General features: G+C 64.7%; 4 protein-coding genes. 2 read left to right on the top strand and 2 right to left on the bottom strand.

The features are described 5' to 3' along the window. Positions 1-195 precede the first annotated feature (195 nt). Positions 196-723, bottom strand: a complete 528-nt coding sequence (locus AB0H00_RS31835) for a hypothetical protein (protein ID WP_357273624.1) — start codon at positions 721-723, stop codon at positions 196-198. A gap of 67 nt (positions 724-790) precedes the next feature. Beyond that, entirely contained in the window at positions 791-985 is a 195-nt protein-coding gene (locus tag AB0H00_RS31830) for a DUF6011 domain-containing protein (RefSeq protein ID WP_357273622.1), read from the bottom strand. Between the two features lie 338 nt (positions 986-1,323). Between AB0H00_RS31830 and AB0H00_RS31825 the strand changes: the two genes are divergently transcribed. Both AB0H00_RS31825 and AB0H00_RS31820 read left to right on the top strand, forming a co-directional pair. Further along, positions 1,324-1,890 carry a hypothetical protein gene (locus AB0H00_RS31825; protein WP_357273619.1) on the top strand — a complete coding sequence of 189 codons (567 nt, stop codon included), beginning with the start codon at positions 1,324-1,326 and terminating at the stop codon, positions 1,888-1,890. 316 nt (positions 1,891-2,206) lie between these two features. Beyond that, positions 2,207-3,145 carry a hypothetical protein gene (locus tag AB0H00_RS31820; RefSeq protein ID WP_357273617.1) on the top strand — a complete coding sequence of 313 codons (939 nt, stop codon included), beginning with the start codon at positions 2,207-2,209 and terminating at the stop codon, positions 3,143-3,145. Positions 3,146-3,510: the final 365 nt, after the last annotated feature.

The raw sequence follows: 3,510 nt of genomic DNA, 5'->3' as shown, positions 1-3,510 counted from the left end.
GCTCCAGCCGCCACGCCGCCCGGGTCACCCGAGCCAGCACCCGACGTTTGCGCCGCCACACCACCATGTCCACGACCAGGAAAACCCCTCAGCCAAGTGTTCAGGAAACTGGACACTTTAGCGGTGTTCGTAGAGCGGTTGTTACCAACGCCGGCGCCGACAACCGCTCCGCCCCGCCCCGCCGGGCAGCGCAGTTCAGTTCTTCGCGATCTGGCGGCGCAGGGCGAAGGCATTGGGATAGGTGCACGTCTCGGACGGACGGCCGCCGGTGAACACGCGCCAGAAGATGCCGGAACGGTCTGGCGCAAACCAGTCCATGGCCTCCATGGCGGCGGCGGCGATTTCGAGCTGGTCGGCGATGATCAAGCCGTCCGGCGTGCACAGCTCGTCTCCGTGCAGACGCCAGCCGTGGAAGCCGGCGACAAACCGGGCCAGCTCGGTGAGGCTGCGGTGCGGGAGGGTGGTTGCACCGGACTGCACCTTCTCCAGTGCGGATCTGGAGTATCCGGGCACCCAATCGTCGTCATCATCGAGCGCGGCGATGTCGGCGTGGAAGGCGGTAATCGGCAACGCCGATGAGTCGTTCGGATACCGCTGTTGCTGGTCGGCGCAGTGACCGCACAGCCGAACCCGCTGCCGCAACCAGCCCCGGCCACTGCTCGCATCGTCGTCCAACTGCCCGCATCCAGCACACCGCGGCATGCTGTTCCAATACGTCGTCATGAACGTCAGTATCCGCGCACACGCCGACAGTCCGAACAGATTGCGGCACACCCGAATCCGTGACGAATCACGCAGCGACGTCGAACAGGGTCAGCTCCTGGGGATGTCGCGCAGTCGCAGCGCGCAGTTCGGTGCGCTCGCGGATCGCGCAGGTCGGTCCGATCCCTAGCGCGACCGATTGCGGCGACACCAGCCAGCCGTGACAGCGGCGGCAATGCGCGACCAGCCTCACCGTGGGCCGATCCTCGTCGGTGGCGGCCATCTCGTTCTCCTCTGGCCAGGGCGGCTACGTCGCAAAGTGTCGCACGCCGGACCGACACCACATCCCCCGTCGTTCTGCCGAGATTCACCGATGCCGGTGTGGCCTGTCGGTGTCACACGGCATTCTGTCCTCGACGAGTTACCAAGACAGCAGGGGAGGACGCCGAGATGGCCTGGGGCAGAAGCGATGAGAGTTCAGCACCGTATCCGTTGGTGGTAGACGATGCCACCCAGCAGGCTCTTGGCCTTACGGGGTTGGAGGAGCTGGCCGGGAACCTATGGCCACACGAGTGCCAGAGCTGCGGGCGGTCTCTGGCCGGTGTCCGACCTACCGTGCATGTGAAGGCTGCAGACTCCGTCGCGTCCGCGACCCTGCATCATCCCGACTGCCAGGCCGCACGCTGGGACGACAACCCCGCCGCCCAAACCAGCCCGGACGCCGCCCTTCTCAACTTCGTCGCCCGCGCCGTGCTGTTGCCCACCTACGGTGAGAGCACGGGTGCGGAGGTATGGCGGCCGTTCCTGCTCGTCAATCCTGGGCTGGAGCAGGTCATCCTCGCCGAACACGGCGGCCAGTGGCGCGTCGCCACGACCAACTACTACGCCCAGTACGGGCTCGGCGCCGGCGGAGAGATGCTACGGGTCGGCAACACCATCCCGAACGCCATCGCGACCCTGGACGACTCCGACGTGGTCACCGTGCTGCTCGGCGACCTCCGTGCAGGCTGGTCCAGCCCGTGTGACCCCGAACTCGCCGACCGCATCCGAGAGCTCGACGGCATAGCGTTGGCAGTGAGCAGCGCTTTCCACCCCGCGCACGAGATCAAGGACCTCGTGCAGGAGTTCGCCGACGCCATCAGCGAAGGCCAGGTAGCGGGCGGTTGGGTCCGCCTCACCACCACCTGAGTCCCTGGTCAGCTGCCGGATCCACACCGGGGCCTCTATCCCGCCCGATACGGGATCCTGCACTGGGCCGTTGCATCCGGGCGAGCGATCCCCGACGGTCGGATTTTGCGACCATCCCCGGTCTGCTGATCCGGCAACTGACCGCCACGTTCGAGGGTCTTGTGTCGCAGGCCGAGCGAGGACGGATCTGCTCCCCGGCCCGTCTGTCCGGGGCCGAACCATGAAGCGCCTCGCCGACATCTGAGTCAGACCTGTGAAACACCTTCCGCTGCAATCCGATACCAGCGACAAGTAACTTTGAGCAGGGGAGTGTCACGTGGTCGAGACCGGCTTCAATCCGTTTGGTGACCCCACGGTCTTAACGGCGCGGCTTCTCAGAACCAGAGAGCGGGCTGTACGCGCCAACGAGCTGCTCGAGTGGGGCCTACACCCCCAGAAGTCCGATACCGACAGTTGCACGGCGTTGGACAACGAGGGCCTCATGGCCGACTTCGGGGAACGTCGACTTGAAGCCGCCGCGCTCTGGCCGCTTATGAGTGCAACCGACAGCATCAGCACCGCGGCCAATCTTTTCGTGCAAGGAACCCAGACCCGGCAACTTCACGCTCCCGCTATGACCGCGCTCTGCCGCAGCGCCGTGGAATCCGCTGGCCGAGTGATCTGGCTTCTGTCCCCGGACGACCGCCAGGTGCGTAGAGATCGCTGCACCGCGATCGCGCTGGCCGAGATGAAGGAGCAAACCAACTACAACTCGAACGAGGTCGCTAGCTTGCGGCAGGGCGATATCGCGTCGACACCCGAGCAAAAGCGCGAATTTATCCGAGGAAGCAGGGATCTGCTCGATCGCTACAACGCACTCGAAGCGGCGTTCACGCAGAACCCGAACCGCGAGAAAGTCAGGCCCTTCGGCAAAACCGCTGAACTCGCGGCGGAGTGGATCGAGCAGCATATACCGCCCCACGATGAGGGGGAGATCCGTGAGAACGGGATGGCAATCGGCACCAAGCGGGTCTACACGCTGACCTCCGCCGTGATGCACGGCTACAAGTGGGTCACCGAGTACCTCCACAACGGTGATCTGTTCGCGCTGATCGCGGACAGCTTTGCCACCGCAGTGAACATGACCGAGTGCGGCATCGCCTTGTTCGAGGCGCAGGCACAAAGCCCCAACGGCAGAACAATCCGGCAGAGGTACTACCCGGCGAGGCTTCAGCCCACCATCAGCGCATGGTCCGAGCTGTACTTGGCTACGTAGTGACCGATGGAGTACATGCGGGTTCTACCCTGTTGTCGTATGACTTCTGTGTGTCGGATTGGGGTACACCCCAACACGACGCCCGAAACGAGGTAGAGCAGCGTCAGGTAAAGCCCTTCGCTGAATTTCCTGACGCAAGTCCGCCTGGCTTACAGAGGCCATCCGAGCTCCCAGGGAAGGCTCGACCCCTATCCGGGGCCAACCCATGGGCCTACCGGTGGCCGATCAGGCGGCTCACCCTCAGGTAGCCGAGACCGCCCGGCTACCTGAGGTTTCTGTGACTCGCCGCTGCCCAGAATGCTCCTGTACCGGCGCCAGGACTGGTGCGGTTGCGACCCTCGATGACTACCGGAACCCTTTCAGCT

It is taken from the genome of Nocardia sp. NPDC023852 (assembly GCF_040639505.1).
GTDB lineage: Bacteria > Actinomycetota > Actinomycetes > Mycobacteriales > Mycobacteriaceae > Nocardia.
This window is presented reverse-complemented; position numbering and strand designations above follow the sequence as displayed.